At 71.8% G+C, this 16,851-nt stretch carries 18 protein-coding genes; 10 read left to right on the top strand and 8 right to left on the bottom strand.

Features of this window, described 5'->3' with window-relative positions:
* Positions 1–12: 12 nt before the first annotated feature.
* The 3 genes from ACZ67T_RS06840 to ACZ67T_RS06830 all read right to left on the bottom strand — a co-directional run bounded on the left by ACZ67T_RS06840 (position 13) and on the right by ACZ67T_RS06830 (position 3,800).
* The gene (locus ACZ67T_RS06840; RefSeq protein WP_356274585.1) at positions 13–615 is read right to left on the bottom strand and encodes a TerD family protein; all 603 of its coding nucleotides are present in this window, start codon (positions 613–615) and stop codon (positions 13–15) included.
* A gap of 190 nt (positions 616–805) precedes the next feature.
* Positions 806–2,953: an excinuclease ABC subunit UvrB gene (gene uvrB / locus ACZ67T_RS06835; protein WP_469981988.1), complete on the bottom strand. Its 2,148-nt coding sequence runs from the start codon at positions 2,951–2,953 to the stop codon at positions 806–808.
* A gap of 40 nt (positions 2,954–2,993) precedes the next feature.
* Entirely contained in the window at positions 2,994–3,800 is an 807-nt protein-coding gene (locus ACZ67T_RS06830; RefSeq protein ID WP_469981987.1) for an MHYT domain-containing protein, read from the bottom strand.
* Between the two features lie 285 nt (positions 3,801–4,085).
* On the opposite strand from ACZ67T_RS06830, the gene ACZ67T_RS06825 reads away from it, so the two are divergent.
* The 3 genes from ACZ67T_RS06825 to ACZ67T_RS06815 all read left to right on the top strand — a co-directional run bounded on the left by ACZ67T_RS06825 (position 4,086) and on the right by ACZ67T_RS06815 (position 7,067).
* Positions 4,086–4,961 (top strand): glycerophosphodiester phosphodiesterase, encoded by an 876-nt coding sequence (locus tag ACZ67T_RS06825; RefSeq protein ID WP_469981986.1) that lies wholly within the window; start codon positions 4,086–4,088, stop codon positions 4,959–4,961.
* 78 nt (positions 4,962–5,039) lie between these two features.
* The gene (locus ACZ67T_RS06820) at positions 5,040–5,639 is read left to right on the top strand and encodes a methylated-DNA--[protein]-cysteine S-methyltransferase (protein WP_469981984.1); all 600 of its coding nucleotides are present in this window, start codon (positions 5,040–5,042) and stop codon (positions 5,637–5,639) included.
* A 153-nt stretch (positions 5,640–5,792) separates the two neighbouring features.
* A complete protein-coding gene (locus ACZ67T_RS06815; RefSeq protein WP_469982295.1) occupies positions 5,793–7,067 on the top strand; it encodes an MFS transporter in 1,275 nt (424 codons plus the stop codon).
* 47 nt (positions 7,068–7,114) lie between these two features.
* Here the strand turns inward: ACZ67T_RS06815 and ACZ67T_RS06810 are convergent, their stop codons facing one another.
* Entirely contained in the window at positions 7,115–7,480 is a 366-nt protein-coding gene (locus ACZ67T_RS06810) for a cupin domain-containing protein (protein ID WP_469981982.1), read from the bottom strand.
* A 150-nt stretch (positions 7,481–7,630) separates the two neighbouring features.
* On the opposite strand from ACZ67T_RS06810, the gene ACZ67T_RS06805 reads away from it, so the two are divergent.
* Positions 7,631–7,918, top strand: coding sequence for a GlsB/YeaQ/YmgE family stress response membrane protein (locus tag ACZ67T_RS06805; RefSeq protein ID WP_469981980.1), 288 nt, complete (start codon positions 7,631–7,633; stop codon positions 7,916–7,918).
* A 112-nt stretch (positions 7,919–8,030) separates the two neighbouring features.
* On the opposite strand, the gene ACZ67T_RS06800 is transcribed toward ACZ67T_RS06805, so the two are convergent.
* A complete protein-coding gene (locus tag ACZ67T_RS06800) occupies positions 8,031–8,465 on the bottom strand; it encodes a VOC family protein (protein ID WP_469982293.1) in 435 nt (144 codons plus the stop codon).
* Between the two features lie 162 nt (positions 8,466–8,627).
* Between ACZ67T_RS06800 and ACZ67T_RS06795 the strand changes: the two genes are divergently transcribed.
* Positions 8,628–9,533, top strand: coding sequence for a pseudouridine-5'-phosphate glycosidase (locus tag ACZ67T_RS06795; RefSeq protein WP_469981979.1), 906 nt, complete (start codon positions 8,628–8,630; stop codon positions 9,531–9,533).
* Positions 9,530–10,429, top strand: a complete 900-nt coding sequence (locus ACZ67T_RS06790) for a carbohydrate kinase family protein (protein ID WP_469981978.1) — start codon at positions 9,530–9,532, stop codon at positions 10,427–10,429. Before ACZ67T_RS06795 ends, ACZ67T_RS06790 begins: the two co-directional genes overlap by 4 nt.
* A gap of 41 nt (positions 10,430–10,470) precedes the next feature.
* On the opposite strand, the gene ACZ67T_RS06785 is transcribed toward ACZ67T_RS06790, so the two are convergent.
* Entirely contained in the window at positions 10,471–11,268 is a 798-nt protein-coding gene (locus ACZ67T_RS06785; protein ID WP_469981977.1) for a methyltransferase domain-containing protein, read from the bottom strand.
* A 166-nt stretch (positions 11,269–11,434) separates the two neighbouring features.
* On the opposite strand from ACZ67T_RS06785, the gene ACZ67T_RS06780 reads away from it, so the two are divergent.
* The gene (locus tag ACZ67T_RS06780) at positions 11,435–12,580 is read left to right on the top strand and encodes a magnesium and cobalt transport protein CorA (protein WP_469981975.1); all 1,146 of its coding nucleotides are present in this window, start codon (positions 11,435–11,437) and stop codon (positions 12,578–12,580) included.
* 83 nt (positions 12,581–12,663) lie between these two features.
* Here the strand turns inward: ACZ67T_RS06780 and ACZ67T_RS06775 are convergent, their stop codons facing one another.
* Entirely contained in the window at positions 12,664–13,083 is a 420-nt protein-coding gene (locus ACZ67T_RS06775) for a CBS domain-containing protein (RefSeq protein ID WP_469981973.1), read from the bottom strand.
* Positions 13,084–13,212: 129 nt separating this feature from the next.
* A complete protein-coding gene (locus tag ACZ67T_RS06770) occupies positions 13,213–13,863 on the bottom strand; it encodes a nucleoside/nucleotide kinase family protein (protein ID WP_469981971.1) in 651 nt (216 codons plus the stop codon).
* A gap of 85 nt (positions 13,864–13,948) precedes the next feature.
* On the opposite strand from ACZ67T_RS06770, the gene ACZ67T_RS06765 reads away from it, so the two are divergent.
* From ACZ67T_RS06765 to ACZ67T_RS06755, 3 genes are all read left to right on the top strand, one after another.
* A complete protein-coding gene (locus ACZ67T_RS06765) occupies positions 13,949–14,671 on the top strand; it encodes a DUF2293 domain-containing protein (protein WP_469981969.1) in 723 nt (240 codons plus the stop codon).
* 97 nt (positions 14,672–14,768) lie between these two features.
* Entirely contained in the window at positions 14,769–15,248 is a 480-nt protein-coding gene (locus tag ACZ67T_RS06760) for an anthrone oxygenase family protein (RefSeq protein ID WP_469981968.1), read from the top strand.
* A gap of 93 nt (positions 15,249–15,341) precedes the next feature.
* Positions 15,342–16,832 carry a glutamate synthase subunit beta gene (locus ACZ67T_RS06755; protein WP_469981966.1) on the top strand — a complete coding sequence of 497 codons (1,491 nt, stop codon included), beginning with the start codon at positions 15,342–15,344 and terminating at the stop codon, positions 16,830–16,832.
* Positions 16,833–16,851 lie beyond the last annotated feature (19 nt).

The following is a 16,851-nucleotide window of genomic DNA, read 5'->3' as shown; positions in this document are numbered from 1 at the left end:
GTCCCCGCTACCTCACAGGCCCGGCAGGATCGCCGGCATGAGGTCCTGGAACGTGCGGCCGTTGGCCGGCGCGCCCAGGGCGGTCATCTGCCAGCCGGCGCCCGCGCGGTGCACCTTCGCCATGATCTGGGCGGTGTACTGGCCGCCGCCGTCGAGCGTGTAGCGGGCCAACTCCTGGCCGTTGGTCTCGTCGACCAGGCGGCAGAACGCGTTCTGCACCTCCTGGAAGGTCTGGCCGGTGAACGAGTTCACCGTGAAGACGATCTGGTCGATGTGGACCGGGACGCGCTGGAGGTCGACGAGGATCGCCTCGTCGTCGCCTCCCTGGCCGGCGCCGCCGACGAGGTTGTCACCGGTGTGGCGCACCGAGCCGTCGTCGCTGACGAGGTGGCGGAAGAAGACGACGTCCACCGGCTGCTTGTCCGCGAACAGGACCGCCGAGGCGTCGAGGTCGATCTCCCGCGTGCGGGTCCCGAACAGGCCGCGGCGCGGGGCGGCCTGCCAGCCGAGTCCCATCCGGACGGCCGTGAGGTTGCCCCCGTCCTGCTTCTGCAGGCTGATCGCCTGGCCCTTGCTCAGGTTGACACCCGGACCCTTGGAAAAGTTGGCCGTCACGCGTCCGTCCCCTCTCGAACTGTGCTCTGCACCGTCCGTCCGGACGGTTGAGGGAACCCTACGCAGGGCCGCTGACAACGCCGCCCATCGGCAAGGACTTTGTGTCGGTGTTGCAACAGACCGTGCGGCATGCCGGATCCGTCCGGCATGCCGTGGGGCGTGCGGGGTGCCGTGAGGCGTGCGGGGTGCGTCAGGCCAGCCCGGCTTCCTTCATCTGGCGCAACTCCTTCTTCATCTCCGACACCTCGTCACGCAGGCGCGCGGCGATCTCGAACTGGAGATCCGCGGCGGCCGCCCGCATCCGTTCGGTCAACTCCTCGATCTGCTCGGCGAGTTCGGCCGCAGGACGGTCGGTGGGCACCGTCTGCGCCGCCTTGCCCTTGGCGGCCTTGCCACCGGTCTTCTTGGCGCCGGCCTTGGCGAGCGCGGGCACGGGCGCCTTGGCACCCTTGCCGTCCTTCGCTCCCTTGCGGTAGCCGGAGCCGAGGAGTTCCTCGGTGTCGACGTCCTCGCGCGCGATGGACGCGACGATGTCGTTGATCTTCTTACGGAGGGGCTGGGGGTCGATCCCCATTTCCTTGTTGTACGCGATCTGCTTCTCCCGGCGGCGGTTGGTCTCGTCGATGGCCTTCTCCATCGCCGGGGTCATCTTGTCCGCGTACATATGGACCTGGCCGGACACGTTGCGCGCGGCGCGGCCGATGGTCTGGATCAGGGAGGTGCCGGAGCGCAGGAAGCCCTCCTTGTCGGCGTCGAGGATCGCCACCAGGGAGACCTCGGGCAGGTCGAGGCCCTCGCGGAGCAGGTTGATGCCGACGAGGACGTCGTACTCACCCGCGCGCAGTTCGCGCAGCAGCTCCACGCGGCGCAGTGTGTCGACGTCGCTGTGCAGGTAGCGCACCTGGATGCCGAGCTCCAGGAAGTACTCGGTGAGGTCCTCGGCCATCTTCTTGGTGAGCGTGGTGACAAGGACGCGCTCGTCCTTCTCGGTGCGCTTGCGGATCTCGTGCACCAGGTCGTCGATCTGGCCCTCGGTGGGCTTGACCACGACCTCGGGGTCGATGAGGCCCGTGGGACGGATGATCTGCTCCACGAAGCCGTCGCCGCGCGCGAGCTCGTACTTGCCCGGGGTGGCCGACAGATAGACGGTCTGGCCGATGCGCTCCTGGAACTCCTCCCACTTCAGAGGGCGGTTGTCCAGGGCGGACGGGAGCCGGAAGCCGTGGTCGACGAGGGTGCGCTTGCGGGAGGCGTCGCCCTCGTACATGGCGCCGATCTGCGGCACGGTGACATGCGACTCGTCGATGACGAGGAGGAAGTCGTCCGGGAAGTAGTCGAGCAGTGTGTTCGGCGGGGAGCCGGGCGAGCGGCCGTCGAAGTGCATCGAGTAGTTCTCCACGCCGGAGCAGGAGCCGATCTGACGGAGCATCTCGAGGTCGTACGTGGTGCGCATGCGCAGCCGCTGGGCCTCGAGCATCTTGCCCTGCTTCTCCAGCTCCGCGAGGCGCTCCCCGAGCTCCTTCTCGATGTCGTTGGCCGCGCGCTCCAGGCGCTCGGGGCCCGCCACGTAGTGCGTGGCCGGGAAGACGTACAGCGACTCGTCGTCGCTGATGACCTCGCCGGTGAGGGGGTGGAGAGTGGAGAGCGACTCGATCTCGTCGCCGAACATCTCGATGCGGACGGCGAGCTCCTCGTAGACCGGGAAGATCTCGATGGTGTCGCCGCGGACGCGGAACGTGCCGCGGCTGAAGGCCACGTCGTTGCGCGTGTACTGGATGTCGACGAAGCGGCGCAGCAGATCGTCCCGGTCGATCTCGTCGCCGACCTTGAGCGACACCATGCGGTCGACGTACTCCTGCGGCGTGCCCAGGCCGTAGATGCACGAGACGGAGGCGACCACGACGACGTCACGCCGGGTGAGCAGCGAGTTCGTCGCGGAGTGGCGCAGGCGCTCCACCTCCTCGTTGATCGAGGAGTCCTTCTCGATGTAGGTGTCCGACTGCGGGACGTACGCCTCGGGCTGGTAGTAGTCGTAGTACGAGACGAAGTACTCGACCGCGTTGTTCGGCAGCAGCTCGCGGAACTCGTTGGCCAGCTGGGCGGCCAGCGTCTTGTTCGGCGCCATCACGAGGGTGGGGCGCTGGAGCTTCTCGATCATCCACGCGGTGGTGGCGGACTTGCCTGTTCCGGTCGCACCGAGGAGGACGACATCCTTCTCACCTGCGGTGATACGCCGCTCCAGGTCGGCGATGGCTGTCGGCTGGTCGCCGCTTGGCTGGTAGGGACTGACGACCTCGAAAGGCGCCACCGTGCGTTCGATCTTGGATACGGGCCGCATGGAATCCACCGTACGACCCCGCACTGACAACGGGGCCGGATCAGCCTGCCCGCCGCAGCGGGCGCACCGTCCGGCCCGCCCTGTTCGCGGCCTCGACGGCGTCCCTCCGGTCGGGCCTGCCCGTCATCATCATCGGGTCGAACACCACCACGACGCCGGCCAGCAGCAGGAAGCACAGGGGGCCGATCATCAGCGGCGCGAGGAGTTCGGCGGGAGCGTCACCGGCAGGGGTCCCGCCGCTCGCGTGCACCTGGACCCTGAGTGCGGCCATTCCGGTGTAGTGCATGCCGGTGACCGCGAGGCCCATGACCAGGCTCGCGCCGACGCTCCAGCTGAACCCCCTGACCTGGACCGCGGCCCAGAGCGCGGCGGTGGCGGCGGCCATGGCGATCACCACGGAGACGCCGACGGTGAAGGTGTTGTACTGAAGCGTCCCGTGCAGGCGCATGCCGGCCATGCCGAGGTAGTGCATCGAGGCGACGCCCAGTCCGGTGACCGTGCCGCCGGTGAACAGGGCCGTCCCCGTAGCACCCCGGTAGCCGACGATGAAGATCCCGATCCCGACCATGACGATGGCGACGCCCAGGCTCGCGAAGGTCGTCGGTTTGTCGTAGTGGATCGGGGTGCCCTGCACGCGGAAGCCCATCATCGCGATGAAGTGCATCGTCCAGATTCCGGACCCGATCGCCGCCGAGCCGAGCGCGAGCCAGCCGGGCCGCCAGGACTGGGTGACGAGCAGCGATCTGGTGGTGCAGCGCAGGCCCAGCGCCCCGCCGAGGCAGGCCATGAAGAACGCCACCAGCGGCGTCACCAGTCCATAGCTGAATCCGTCGACCGTGCCCTGCATCCGCCGCAGCCCTTCCGCCCTGATGTTCCTGATGCTTCTGATGTTCGTGATGCGTTCCGTTTGTGCCCCTGGCAGCGGCTGCCGGAGCGACCGCGATTGGAGCAGAGATTAAGGCTCTCGCGGGAACGTCTGAACGATTTTCCGGCAAAGCCTCACGACACCCACCCTCGGGGTGCACGTCCTCCCACCACTCCGTTCAGTGTGTGGCCATCCTTCACCTGTCTTCCGTTGGCAACTCACTGTCACTGTCGTTCAGTCCTTGATCCCTCGACGCGAGGAGTACACGTGTCCGCACGCGCAGCCACCGCGACCGCCGCCCTGGTGGGATTCGTCGGCGTCCTGGTCCTCCCCACCGCCGCGGAGGCGGCCCCGCAGCACGCCGCACCCGTCGTCGTCGCACACCGCGGCGCCTCCGGGTACGCCCCCGAGAACACCCTGCAGGCCATCGACAAGGCGGACAAGCTCGGCTTCGACTGGGTCGAGAACGACGTGCAGCGGACCAAGGACGGACGGCTCGTCGTCATCCACGACACGAATCTGGCACGCACCACGAACGTGGAACAGGTCTTCCCCGGCCGCGCCCCGTACAACGTCCGTGACTTCACCGCCGCGGAGATCGCCAGGCTCGACGCCGGCCGCTGGAAGGGCGCGAAGTTCAAGGGTGCCCGCGTCCCGACCCTCACCCAGTACCTGGACCGGGTCGACCACAACCACCAGAAGCTCCTCATGGAGGTCAAGAACCCGGAACTCTACCCGGGCATCGAGGGGGACATCCTGCGCGTGCTCGGCCGGGAGGGCTGGCTCGACCGCGACCACGTCAGGAACCGCCTGGTGATCCAGAGCTTCAGCGCCAACAGCGTACGGACCGTGCACAAGCGCCGCCCGGACATCACGACAGGTTTCCTCGGCACCCCCGCCAAGGGCGACCTGCCCCGGTACGCCCAGTTCGCCGACCTGATCAACCCCAGCAACGGGACGATCTCCGCCGGATACGTCGCCGCGGTGCACGCCTTCAGGGGTCCGCACGGCAAGCGCCTGAAACTCTTCACCTGGACCGTGAACGACGCGGCGACCGCGCGGCGCGTGGCCGGCCTCGGCGTGGACGGCATCATCTCGAACTTCCCCGACGTCGCGCGCAAGGCGGTGGGCGGCGACCGGTAGAGCGGACGACGGGCAGGAGGAGGCCGGGCCGGGCGACGGCGCGGGCCGTTGTCAGTGGCTCCCCCTACGGTGGTCGGTATGAACGCCACTGGGCACAAAGCCACTGGGGAAAGCGCCGCCGGGGACAGGAGCGGAGACGGGGCCGGGCTGACGGTCGTCTGGGCGGTCGTCGGCACGGACATCGGGCCGCTGCTCCTCGCCGCGACGGACGCCGGCCTGGTGAATGTCGTCTTCCACGCCTCCCCCGCCGTGCGGGACTCCGCGGTCGAGCGGCTCGGTTCCCGGCTCGGGACCGAGCCGGTCGAGGCCCCGGACTCGCCGCTCCTGGCCGAGTCCGTACGCCAGCTGAAGGCCTACTTCGCCGGTGAGCGGCGCGACTTCGAGCTGCCGCTCGACTGGTCGCTGATCTCCGGGTTCAACCGGCAGGTCCTGCGCGAGCTGGCGTCCGGCGTCCCGTTCGGCTCGGTCGTCGGTTACGGGGATCTGGCGGGCCGCGTCGGACAGCCGGGGGCGGCGCAGGCGGTGGGCGTGGCCATGGGTGCCAATCCCCTGCCGGTCGTGGTGCCGTGCCACCGCGTCGTGGAGAGCGACGGCGGCATCGGCGGGTTCGGCGGCGGCCTGGAGACGAAACGGCAGCTGCTCGCCCTGGAGGGTGTCCTTCCGCAGCCGCTGTTCTGAGGCGCGGGAGCCACTCTTCCGAGACGCGGGAGCGGCTGTTCCGAAGGCGCGGGAGCGAACTCTTCCGAGACCCAGGCCCTGGTCGGCGCCGGGCCGCGCGGGGATGCCCGGTGTTCGAGAGTGGGTGCCGGCTGGGACACTGCGCCGGTGCTCATACCCGATTCCGCCGCGCGCCGCCGCCCTTCCGTCCCCGAGACGCCCCAGGACCTGGCCGGCCTGCGCCGCCGTGTCACCGCCGTACTCGTCGCGAGCCAGATACTCGGCGGGCTCGGCGTCGCCACCGGTATCGCGCTCGCCGCCGTGCTCGCCAAGCAGGTCAGCGGGGACGAGGCACTCTCAGGGCTCGCGCCGACCGCGACGGTCGCCGGAACCGCCCTGCTGTCCGTTCCGCTCGCCGCCCTGATGACGGCGCGGGGGCGCCGGCCCGGGCTCGTCCTCGCGTATCTGATCGGCGCACTGGGAGCCGGGGTCGTCGTGCTGGCAGCCGCGGTGGGGAGCTTCCCGCTGCTGCTCATCGGCATGGCCGGGTTCGGCGCCGCCTCGTCGGCCAACCTCCAGGCGCGGTTCGCGGCCGCCGACCTGGCCGAGCCGCAGCGTCGGGCGCGGGCGATCTCGAATGTCGTGTGGGCCACGACGATCGGCGCGGTGCTCGGGCCCAACATCGCGGCGCCCGCGGGCCGCAGCGTCGCCGGGCTCGGCATCCCCGCGGCGGCGGGCCCCTTCCTGTGGGCGGCCGGGGTCTTCCTCGTCTCGGCCGTCATGGTGCAGCTCCTGCTGCGCCCCGACCCGCTCCTCACCGCCCGCGCCCTGGATCCCGAGCAGGAGAAGTCGGCCGGAGGGCGGTCGATCCGTGCCGGGTTCGCCGCGGTCGCCGCGTCGCCGCGCGCCCGGCTCGCCCTCGTGACCGTCGCCGTCTCGCACACCGCGATGGTGTCGATCATGTCGATGACACCTGTCGACCTCGGCCGTCACGGTGCGAGCATCGACCTCATCGGCCTGGTCATCAGCGGGCACATCGCGGGCATGTACGCGTTCTCGCCGGTGATGGGCCGGCTGTCGGACCGGCTCGGGCGGCTCTCCGTGATCGGCCTCGCCGTCGGCCTGCTCGCCTGCGCGGCGCTGCTCGCGGGCACGGCGGGCGGCAGCCACGGGCAGACCGCCGCGGGCCTGTTCGTGCTGGGGCTCGGCTGGTCCGCCGGCCTCGTCTCCGGTTCGGCGCTGCTGACCGACTCGGTGCCGCAGGCGGCGCGGGCCGCCGCGCAGGGCCTGTCCGACCTGACCATGAACACGGCGGCGGGCGTCGGCGGCGCGGCAGCCGGCCTGGTCGTGGCGACGGCGGGCTATGCCTGGCTCAACCTGGCCGCGGCCTGCCTCCTGCTGCCGCTCGCCGCGCTCGCCCTCTTCACCCGGCGGCCCGCGACGGCGTGATCAGGGCGGCGTGGCGGCAGTCGGCGATCAGGCCACCATGGCGCCGGTCAGGGCAGCGTGATGTGGTACGCCTTCCGCAGGGTCTCGTGCACGGTCCATGTCGTACGGTCGCCCTCGCGCAGTACGGCCGCGTCGCCGGGGCCCACCTCCAGCGTCTGCCCGCCCTCGACCTCGACCGTGGCGCGACCGGAGACGACCACGAACAGCTCGTTCGCCTCGGTGTCCGTCACCGTGCCCGGCGTGATCTGCCAGATGCCCCTCAGCTGCTTGCCGTCGGCGGACTCCCAGAGCACCTTGCCCGTGACGACAGGGGCGCCCGAGACGATCTGCTCCGGATCGAGGGGCTCCGGATCGAGTTCAACGTCCGGGATGTGTACGGCAAAAGAGGCAGTGGCCTGATCATTTGTGGTCATGACCGGTCACTCTAGGCAGCGCGGACCCCTCTGTTCACTGGACGACCCGTACCCCGGCAGCGGCCCGGACTGGACGGCTCGTCAAGGGGAAGAGACCTGGAGACAACGTCCCGGGCGCCGCGTGCCCGGGTTCTAGGGAGTCGTGGGGACATGGAGATTTCCGGCGTCATCAGCGCGATAGTGATCGGCATCGTCATCGGCGTCCTGGGCCGGCTCGCCCTGCCGGGCCGTCAGCGCATCGGCATCCTGGCGACGGTCGTCGTCGGCATCGTGGCCGCGCTGCTCGGTTCGGCCATCGCCGCGGGCATCGGTGTCGCGGACACCAAGGGGGTCGACTGGGTGGAGTGGCTGATCCAGATCGGCCTGGCCGCCCTGGGCGTGGCCCTGCTCGACCGCGGCCGGACAGGCGGCCGGTCGCGCGGCCGTGCGCGCCGCTGAACCGCACCCCGGTACAGCCACCGCGTGCAGTCGGCCCCTCTGTGCAGCCAACCCCTGTACGAGCAGGGCCGCGCCCCGTATCCGGCCTTCAGGCCTCTTCGTCACCTGACCTTCAGGCCTCTTCGTAGTAACGCGCTTCGAAGACGTTCCCGTCGGGGTCGCGGAAGTAGAAACTGCGGACGGCCGGGCCGCGGGCGCCGTAGGAGTGGCGGCCGTGGTCCGAGACCGGCACCTCGCGCCCTTCCAGACGGGCGCGCAGGCTGTCGTAGCCGCCTTCGGTCAAGGCGATGCACACGTGGTTGACCGGGTGGCCGGCGCTCTTGTCGCCGCCCGGCACCATGTTCATGCGGGGCGCCATGGACAGCGGCGCGAGGTCGAGGATGGTCTCCTCGTTGAGCCGCACCGAGGGGAACGAGACCGTGCCCTCCGTGAACTCGGCGACCCTGAGGGCTTCGAGGCCGACGGCCTGCTCGTAGAAGTCCGCCGCGGCCACCGGGTCGCTGACCCAGAGCACGACATGGTCGAGGCGTGCCCTGCTGTCCGTCATGCGCTCAGAGTTGTCCGTCATGCGCTCAGGCTGCTCGGCCGGCCGTCGCTCCGCAAGTGTTTGCCGGTACACCGTGAGTGTTCACCGTCATGCCGCCGGGGTTTGGGCGTGCGCGCCGCCCGCCATGGATGAGGGGAGACCCGACAGGCAGGAGGCAGGCGCGTGGTGCTGGTGTCCGATGAGGTGCGGGAAGCGGTGGCGGCGGGCCGGCCGGTCGTGGCCCTGGAGTCGACGATCATCGCGCACGGGCTGCCGCGCCCGCGCAATCTGCGGGTGGCGCACGAACTCGAAGAGCTCGTACGCGCCGAAGGAGCGGTCCCCGCGACGATCGCCGTTCTCGACGGAGACCCCCAGGTCGGCCTGGACAAGGGCCAGTTGGAGCGGATCGCGGCCCAGGACGGCATCCGCAAGCTGAGTCACCGCGATCTGCCGCTCGCGGTGGCGACGGGGGCGAGCGGGGCGACGACCGTGTCGGCGACAGCGCTGCTCGCGGCACGCGCGGGGGTACGGGTGTTCGCAACGGGTGGGCTGGGCGGGGTGCACCGGCGGTGGACGGAGACGCAGGACGAGTCGGCCGACCTCGGGCTGCTCGCGCGGACACGTATCACCGTGGTGTGCGCGGGCGTCAAGTCGATCCTGGACGTACCGGCGACCCTTCAGCGCCTGGAGACCCTGGGAGTGTCGGTGGCCGGGTACGGGACCGGCCGCTTCCCCGGCTTCTATCTGTCCGACTCGGGCCATCCGGTGGACTGGACGCTGCGCGATCCGGCAGAGGTGGCCGGGGTGATGCGGGCTCAGGACGCGCTGGGCGGGCCCGAGGCCGCGCTGATCGTGGCGAACCCGGTGTCCGAGGCGGAGCAGCTCGATCCCGCGCTCCACGCGCGCGTGCTGGACGATGCGCTGCACGCGTGCGACGCCGAGGACGTCACGGGGCAGGCGGTCACGCCCTTCCTCCTGGACTACCTGGTACGGCACACGGACGGCGCCTCGCTGGAGGCCAACCTCGCGGCGGTACGCGGCAACGTACGGCTCGCGGCGCGCATCGCCGCGGCCTGGGCGCGGCCGTGAGCGGAACACTCCTGGTCGTCGGGGACGTCGTCACGGACATCGTGGCCCGGCACGACGCCCCGCTCGCGGCGGGCACGGACACGGCGGCGGAGATCCGTACGCTGCCGGGGGGTGCGGGGGCGAACGTGGCGTGCTGGGCGGCCCATTCGGGCTGCCCGGACGTGGCGCTGCTCGGGCGGGTCGGCGCGGACTCGGCGGCCTGGCACGAGGAGGCGCTCACGCGCGCGGGGGTGCGTCCCCGGCTCGTCGTCGACCCGGAGGCGGCGACCGGCACGGTGATCGCGCTGGTCGACACGGGAGCCGGGGCCGAGCGGACGTTCCTCACGGACAGCGGTGCCTCGCTGCGTCTCTCCCCCGCCGACTGGTCCGCGGACCTGCTCGGCGGGGTCGCGTGGCTGCATCTGTCCGGGTATCTGTTCTTCTCCGCCGAGGGGCGCGGCCTGGTCGCGGCGGCGCTGGCCTCGGCGCGCGCGCGTGGAGTGCCGGTGAGTATCGATCCCGCTTCGGCGGGCTTCCTCAGGGAGCTGGGGCCCGACCGGTTCCTGGCGCTCGCCAAGGGCGTGGACCTTCTGCTGCCCAGCAGGGACGAGGCGGAGCTGCTGAGCGGCGTCGGAAACGCGGAGGTCGCGGCGGCGAAGCTCAGTGGATGGTTCCCGCTGGTCGTCGTCACGTCGGGGGCCGCGGGAGCGGTGGTGGCGCAGGGCGGGGCGGTACGCGCGCGTGTGCCGTCGCCGCCGGCGGTGGCGCGGGACTCGACGGGGGCGGGCGACGCGTTCACGGGCGCGTTCCTCGCCGCGTGGGTGCGGGGCGCCGGGCCGCGGGAGGCGGCGACGGACGGTTGCCACGCGGGGGCGCTGGCGGTGGCGCGGTTGGGGGGCCGGCCTCCGCCGCGCTGAGGGGGCGCCGGCCGCACACGAAGGGGAGAGCGGCAGACGTCCTAGGCCTGCTTCCGTCCCCAGGCCGAGATCAGCGGCGCCGTCGCCAGGTCCATCGTGCCGGTCGCGACATCGGCCAGGTGACGGTCGATCTCCTCGTCCGTGGCGTGGCCCGCGCGGACCAGGGACTCGCGGATCTGCTGGAACGTGGCCGTCTCCAGGGCGTCGCACGCCTGAGACGCCAGCGGGAAGTACGCGTCGGCCTCCACCTGGTGCAGGCCCGCCTCCCGCAGCAGCCTCGGCAGCCTGCGGCCGTACGACAGGTCGGCGCCGCGCTCCGCGAGCAGCTCGCGGAAGCCGCGGCGGAGCCGGTTCGCCAGTTCCTCGGCGGGGCCGTGCTCGTCGGGGCAGGCGAGCGGCTGGAGCGCGGGGTCGGCGTCCTCGACGAGCAGCCGTCCGCCGGGCCGCAGTGCGCGCAGCATGGACTTCAGAGCCCGCTCCCTGTCGGGCACATGGACCAGGACGAGCCGGGCGTGGACCAGGTCGAAGCCCTCGGCGGGCGGCTCGTCGGCGGCGACGTCGTGGCGGCGGACCTCGACGGGGGAACGGGCGCCGGACGTCTGCCACGAGGTGTCGATGTCGGTGGCGAGGACCCGGCCGGTGGGGCCGACCTTCTTGGCGAGCCAGGACACCACGGAGGTGCCGCCCGCGCCGACCTCCCAGCAGCGCCAGCCGGGGCCGATGCCCAGCCGTTCGATGTGCCGGAACGTCGTGGGGTCGAAGAGTGTCGAGAAGGCGTCGAAGCGCCGGCCCGCCTCTTGCTGCTGGTTGTCCAGGAGATAGCCCTCGGATCGCGTCATGCCGCGATCATCCCAGCTGTCCGGCCCGGTCCCGGGAGGCGGTTCCGCCGCGTTCCGAAGGGGAGCCTTCCGTTCCCCCAGGGGGCATGGGCGTTGTCGCCGTGAGCTGGCAGACTGGCCCGCCAAGTCACCGCAACACGAAGTCACACCGCGCGAGGAGCCCCGCATGTCGATGGCAGGCAACCTGCGGAAGGTCGGAGACCTCCGAAAGGTGTCCGACCTGCGCAAGGTCGGACGCCTGAGGAGAGTGGCGCGCCTGGCCCGACGGCACCCCCGCGTCGACCTGAGCCACCCCGCCCGCTCGCCGCTGGGTTCCGCGGTCGTCAAGTGCGTGACGTATCGGGACGGGGTCCGTGAGCAGGCCGGGCGCGATCTCGTGGACGCGGTCGACCGGGTCCGCAAGTCCGACGACGGCTTCGTCTGGCTGGGGCTGCACGAGCCGACGGAGCTGGAGTTCGCGGACATCGCCGAGCTGTTCGACCTGCACCCGCTGGCCGTCGAGGACGCGGTGCACGCGCACCAGCGGCCGAAGGTCGAGCGGTACGGCCAGACGCTGTTCGCCGTGTTCAAGACCGTCTGTTACGTGGAGCACGCGGAGCTGACCGCGACCAGTGAGATCGTCGACACCGGCGAGATCATGGTGTTCATCGGCCGGGACTTCGTGATCACCGTGCGGCACGGGAGGCACGGCTCGCTGGGCCCGGTGCGCGAGGGCCTGGAGGCGGACCCGGAGCAGCTCGCCAAGGGCCCGGCCGCTGTGCTGCACGCGATCGCCGACCATGTGGTCGACGACTATCTCACCGTGATCGACGCCGTCCAGGCCGACATCGACCAGGTCGAGGCGGATGTGTTCGCCGAGGACGGCGCGCGCGCCGACCCGGGACGGATCTACCAGCTCAAGCGCGAGCTGCTGGAGCTGAAGCGGGCCGTCGTGCCGCTCGCCCGGCCGATAGAGGAGCTCTCGGGCCGCCCCTTCCAGGTGGTGGCGCCGGAGATACAGGCGTACTTCCGGGACGTCTCCGACCATCTGCTCAGGGCCGCCGAGCAGATAGCGTCCTTCGACGAGCTGCTGAACTCGATCCTGCAGGCCCATCTCGCGCAGGTGACGGTGGCTCAGAACGAGGACATGCGCAAGATCACGGCCTGGGCCGCGGTGGTGGCCGTGCCGACCATGGGCTGCGGCGTGTACGGGATGAACTTCGACCATATGCCGGAGCTGCACTGGCAGTTCGGATATCCGCTGTTCCTGGGCGTGATCGCGGGCATCTGTCTCGTCCTGCACCGCGCCTTCCGGCGCAACGGGTGGCTGTGACCCGTGGCGGCGGACAGCGGGCCGTCCTCGGTGGCGGCGGGGCGCTCCTGGAGAAGTGGCCCGCCGTAGCGTGATCTTCGGGGTCAGCTCCTGGCGTAGACGCTCTCGACCCAGGACGACATCTGGTCTTCGGACAGATGCGTCGCGAGGTCGGCCTCGCTGATCATGCCGACGAGGCGCTTGTCCTCGATGACGGGGAGCCGGCGGATCTGGTGGCCCTGCATCTCCTGGAGGACCTCGCCGATGTCGGCGCTCGCGTCGATCCAGCGGGGCGTCCCCTGCGCGAGGTCACCCGCAGTGATCTTGGAGGGGTCGTGGCCCATGGCCACGCAGCCGATCACGATGTCGCGGTCCGTGAGGATCCCGCAGAGGCGTTCGTTCTCGTCGCTGATGGGCAGCGCGCCCACGTTCAGCTGCCGCATGAGCTGGGCGGCGCGGTCCAGGGTCTCGTGAGCGGGGATCCACTGCGCACCGCGGTGCATGATGTCTCCGGCGGTGGTCATGGGGTACCTCCCGGTGCCGGTGGCCGGCGCGGCACGGTCGCGCCGCAAATCCCGGCGCCCTTCATTCTTCCCGCCCTGCCTTGGGCCCGCACCTGGGAGCGGACCCTCACCGACACGTGAGCGCGGCCGTCACGAGGGCAGCCCGCCCCAGGCCGGATGCCGGGGGTCGTCGGCCCGTACGACCACGTCCGCCGCGCCGGCCGGGTCCGTCTCGCTCTCGTAGCGCTCGAAGGCCGGCAGCGTCCACTGCTCGCCCTCGGGCGTACGGCGTCGCAGCGCGCCCGGCGACAGCTTGAGGTGCACGGTCAGGTCGAACGGGAACCAGTGCCCCATGAGCAGGGGCCCGTGCAGCAAGAGGACGCCCCCGGGCGGCAGTTCGACATAAGAACTGCGCGTCGCGCGGTCGGCCGTCGGGTCCCACAGGTCCGGCAGGACGCGTCCTGTGCCGCCCGGTTCGAGCGGCCCGAAGACCTCGCGCCACAGCGCGGCAGTGTCGAACCAGCCGCTGTAGTAGGAGTCCACGTCCTCGCGCCCGTACTCGAAGCGCAGTGAGGCGGGCCGCAGGAAACCGCCGGTGTCCACGGCGAGCGAGGGGCGTCCGCGCACCCGCAGCGCCTCCCCGACCAGTGCGGCGAGGTCACCGGGGCGAGCGGCCGGCGGGCCGTCGATGGCGATACGGGGCCACGGACTTCCGTCGCCGGGCTTCAGTTCGAGCAGCCTCTCGGCGAGGGCGTCGCCGAGCCGTTCCCAGGTGATCGCTTCGAGTCGCACGCACCTCATGATGCCCCGCATGCCGAAGAGGGGCCGAGGGGGACCCGTACCCCCTGCGACGCGTTCTCGCCCGCGCGCGGGGAATGAACCGCGTATGACCGCCAAGGCCCGGCCCGACCGGGCCCCCCGCCGCCCGACTCCCCCGCCGCACACCGGCCTCGGCGGGCCGGTCGTCGTGCAGCCACTGAAGCGCCAGCAGTGCGCGGAGTGTCACCGGGCTCCACTGGACCTGCTGACCCTGGAGGACGGGGCGCCGCGCTGTCTCGACTGCGCGGACCTCGGGCATCTCGTGTATCTGCCGCGCGGCGACTGGGCCCTCACCCGCCGTGCCAGGGAAGGAAGTTCGCTGTCGGCGGTGGTCGTGCGTTTCCATCGGCGGCGCGGCCGTTACGAGCGCCAGGGCGTTCTCGTGGAGGAGGCGGCGCTGGCCCGTGCCGAGGAGCGGTGTCTGGCGGACGCGGACGCGCGGGCGAGGCGCCGGGCTCGGGACGCGGCACGCAGGGCGGCGCAGGACGTGTCGTTCACGGCCGCGTTCGCGCGGGAGATCCTGCGGCTCTTCCCCGGCTGCCCGCCGGACCGGGCGGATGCGATCGCGGCCCACGCGTCCCTGCGCGGCAGCGGCCGGGTGGGACGCAGCGCCGCGGGCCGCGCCCTGTCGCAGGCCGCGGTGACGGCTGCGGTGCGGGCGGCGGTGCGGCACACGGAGACCGCGTACGACGCGTTGCTGATGAGCGGGGTACGGCGGGGCGAGGCCAGGCGGAGCATCGGGGTGGAGGTGGAAGCCGTACTCGCTGCATGGCGCGCGCCGGAATCGTGAGAAGCGTGCATGCCGCACGGTGGCGGCCGCCCCCTCCGTGCGGCAGGATCATGGCCGGACCGCGAGGCCAACGGCGTCGCCGGCAGGGGGAGTTGTGATGATCGAGGGACCGTACTTCGTGCTCACCGTCCTGGGCGCGCTCGCCTGTGGGGTGTCGGCGGGCGTCTTCATCGCGTTCTCGACCTTCGTGATGAAGGGGCTCGCGGCGCTCCCGCCCGCGCAGGGCATCGCGGCGATGCAGGCGATCAACGTGGCCGCGGTCAGCCCGGCGTTCATGGTGGTGTTCCTGGGGGCCGCGGCGCTGTGCGTGGTGCTTGCCGTCGTGACGTTCGTGCTCTGGCCGGAGCAGGGGACCGTGGAGCTGCTGCTCGGCAGCGCGCTCCAGCTCGCGGGCGCGTTCGGCGTGACCGTCGCCGCGAACATCCCGCGCAACGACGCGCTGGCGAGGCTCGCCCCCGAGGCGCCGGACAGCGAGGGACCGTGGCGCAGGTACGTGTCCGAGTGGCTGATGTGGAACCACGTCAGGGCTGGTGCGTCGCTGGCCGCGTCGGCCTCGTTCATCCTCGCCCTGACCTGAGCCTTCGCGTCCTGCCGCACCCCTGTCGGCGCCCCTGCGCACCGGGGGAAACGGACGTATCGTGGCGAGAAGGACTCGGTAAGGGAGACGGCCATGGCCGACCCCAAGGGCTTTCTCACCACCCCCCGGGAGGACTGGCCGCGCCGCCCCGTCGGCGAGCGGGTCCAGGACTGGGACGAGGTGTACGTCCCCGGGGCGCTCCTGCCGATCATCGAGGCGCAGGCCGACCGCTGCATGGACTGCGGTGTCCCGTTCTGTCACGAGGCGTGTCCGCTCGGCAACCTGATCCCGGACTGGAACGACCTCGTGTCGCGGGACGACTGGCGGGCGGCGAGCGACCGGCTGCACGCCACGAACAACTTTCCCGAGTTCACCGGGCGCCTGTGCCCCGCGCCGTGCGAGGCGGGCTGCGTCCTGGCGATCAACCAGCCGGCCGTGACCATCAAGAACGTCGAGGCCGCCATCGCCGACCGCGCCTGGCAGGACGGCCTCGCCCCGCCCAAGCCGCCCGAACGGCTGTCCGGCCGCACGGTCGCCGTGGTCGGCTCGGGCCCGGCGGGGCTCGCGGCCGCCCAGCAGCTCACGCGCGCGGGGCACACGGTCGCGGTCTTCGAGCGGGACGACCGGCCGGGTGGACTGATGCGGTACGGCATCCCCTCTTTCAAGATGGAGAAGCACCATCTGGACCGCAGGCTGGCGCAGTTGAGGGACGAGGGGGTGCGTTTCCGTACGTCGACGGAGGTGGGCCGGGACATCGGCGCCGCCGAGCTGCGCTCCCGCTACGACGCGGTGATCCTCGCGGTCGGCGCCACGGCCTGGCGCGAACTGGACGTGCCGGGGCGCGAGTTGGACGGGATCGTGCAGGCGATGGAGTATCTGCCGCTGGCCAACCGCGTGTGCGAGGGCGACCTCGACGCCTCTCCCCTGTCGGCCGCGGGCAAGCACGTCGTGATCGTCGGCGGCGGCGACACCGGCGCCGACTGCCTGGGCACGGCGGTGCGCGAGGGCGCCGCGTCCGTCACGCAGCTGGACATCTACGGGCAGCCGGGCGCCGAGCGCGACGAGCTGGCCGAGCCCTGGCCGACGTATCCGAAGATCTACCGGATGTCCGCCGCCCACGAGGAGGCCGGGGAGCTGCGGACCGCGCCCGCGGCGGACGCCGACGCGCGCCTCTTCGCGGCGTCCACGCTGCGTTTCGAGGGGGACGGTCGGGGCCGGGTGAGGGCGTTGCATCTGGTCGAGGTCGACGAGGCGCGGCGGCCCCGGGAGGGCACGTCCCGGGAGCTGCCCGCTGATCTGGTGCTGCTCGCCCTCGGCTTCTCGGGGCCCGAGCGCGGGGCCGGCGGTCCGGTCGGCCAGCTCGGACTGGCCGTGGAGGAACGCGGCATGCTCGCCCGCGACGCGCGCTTCACCACGTCGGTGCCCGGCGTGTTCGCGGCCGGGGACGCGGCTCGTGGCCAGTCGCTCATCGTGTGGGCGATCGCCGAGGGCCGCTCGGCCGCCGCCGCGGTGGACCACTGGCTGACCGGCTCGACGCGGCTGCCCGCGCCGATCGGGCCGTACGACCGTCCGATGAGGGCCTGAGCCCGCGACCGGTCGGCGC

This window comes from Streptomyces sp. NPDC107517, assembly GCF_055582645.1.
The sequence above is the reverse complement of the archived record's forward strand: the minus strand, read 5'-3'. Positions and strand labels throughout refer to the sequence as shown.

What these genes read in the sequence shown, in the direction of transcription:
- ACZ67T_RS06800 (WP_469982293.1), bottom strand. Translation starts at nt 8,465, where the DNA reads ATGACGGACAGCAGGGCACGCCTCGACCATGTCGTGCTCTGGGTCAGC.
- ACZ67T_RS06830 (WP_469981987.1), bottom strand. Translation starts at nt 3,800, where the DNA reads ATGCAGGGCACGGTCGACGGATTCAGCTATGGACTGGTGACGCCGCTG.
- ACZ67T_RS06775 (WP_469981973.1), bottom strand. Translation starts at nt 13,083, where the DNA reads ATGACCACCGCCGGAGACATCATGCACCGCGGTGCGCAGTGGATCCCC.
- ACZ67T_RS06810 (WP_469981982.1), bottom strand. Translation starts at nt 7,480, where the DNA reads ATGACCACAAATGATCAGGCCACTGCCTCTTTTGCCGTACACATCCCG.
- ACZ67T_RS06755 (WP_469981966.1), top strand. Translation starts at nt 15,342, where the DNA reads ATGGCCGACCCCAAGGGCTTTCTCACCACCCCCCGGGAGGACTGGCCG.
- ACZ67T_RS06765 (WP_469981969.1), top strand. Translation starts at nt 13,949, where the DNA reads ATGACCGCCAAGGCCCGGCCCGACCGGGCCCCCCGCCGCCCGACTCCC.
- ACZ67T_RS06780 (WP_469981975.1), top strand. Translation starts at nt 11,435, where the DNA reads ATGTCGATGGCAGGCAACCTGCGGAAGGTCGGAGACCTCCGAAAGGTG.
- ACZ67T_RS06770 (WP_469981971.1), bottom strand. Translation starts at nt 13,863, where the DNA reads ATGAGGTGCGTGCGACTCGAAGCGATCACCTGGGAACGGCTCGGCGAC.
- ACZ67T_RS06760 (WP_469981968.1), top strand. Translation starts at nt 14,769, where the DNA reads ATGATCGAGGGACCGTACTTCGTGCTCACCGTCCTGGGCGCGCTCGCC.
- uvrB (WP_469981988.1), bottom strand. Translation starts at nt 2,953, where the DNA reads ATGCGGCCCGTATCCAAGATCGAACGCACGGTGGCGCCTTTCGAGGTC.
- ACZ67T_RS06820 (WP_469981984.1), top strand. Translation starts at nt 5,040, where the DNA reads ATGAACGCCACTGGGCACAAAGCCACTGGGGAAAGCGCCGCCGGGGAC.
- ACZ67T_RS06805 (WP_469981980.1), top strand. Translation starts at nt 7,631, where the DNA reads ATGGAGATTTCCGGCGTCATCAGCGCGATAGTGATCGGCATCGTCATC.
- ACZ67T_RS06785 (WP_469981977.1), bottom strand. Translation starts at nt 11,268, where the DNA reads ATGACGCGATCCGAGGGCTATCTCCTGGACAACCAGCAGCAAGAGGCG.